The following is a 620-nucleotide window of genomic DNA, read 5'->3' as shown; positions in this document are numbered from 1 at the left end:
CCCTGACGCTGGGATGTCGTCAGCTGTAACAGCAGGTCCGCAGCTGTTGTGAAGCGAACCTTGATGCCCGCCCGTACTGCTTCGTAGCCCATGGCTATCGCCAGATGTGTTTTTCCCACGCCTGAGGGGCCCAGTAACACGATGTTTTCGTTACGTTCGATGAAGCTCAGGGAACGCAGCGACTGGATTTGCTTCTGAGGTGCGCCGGTGGCGAAGGTGAAGTCGTATTCCTCGAACGTCTTTACCGCCGGGAAGGCTGCCATCCGTGTGTACATCGCCTGTTTACGCTGATGCCGGGCCAGTTTTCCCTTCATGTAACAGGTGCTCCAGGAAGTCCATGTAACTCCATTCCTGATCCACTGCCTGTTGCGACAGCGCCGGCGCCGTGCCGATAAGACTGCTGTTCGGCAAGCACCATCAGCCGTTGATGTTGCAGTTCGACCATCATGCGGCTCCTCTGCAGAACGTGTCATAGATGGACAGCGGATGATGCAACGGCTGCCTGTCGAAGGTCACCAGGCTTTCGTCGACCTGCACGTCATACTGTTTTTTCTCCGGTGGCAGTGCCAGCATGGACTGCTGTTCCTCCACCCAGTGATCACAGGGGCGGGTCTGGATAG

Annotated in this window: 2 pseudogenes; both read right to left on the bottom strand. The window is 57.1% G+C overall.

Features of this window, described 5'->3' with window-relative positions:
* Nucleotides 1-448, bottom strand: a pseudogene (locus BJP35_RS24060) (ATP-binding protein); the annotation flags it as partial.
* Nucleotides 445-620: pseudogene (locus BJP35_RS24055) on the bottom strand (IS21 family transposase); the annotation flags it as partial. The pseudogenes BJP35_RS24060 and BJP35_RS24055, both read right to left, overlap by 4 nt.

It is taken from the genome of Enterobacter sp. J49 (genome assembly GCF_002148625.1).
Taxonomy (GTDB): Bacteria; Pseudomonadota; Gammaproteobacteria; order Enterobacterales; family Enterobacteriaceae; genus Enterobacter; species Enterobacter ludwigii.
This window is presented reverse-complemented; position numbering and strand designations above follow the sequence as displayed.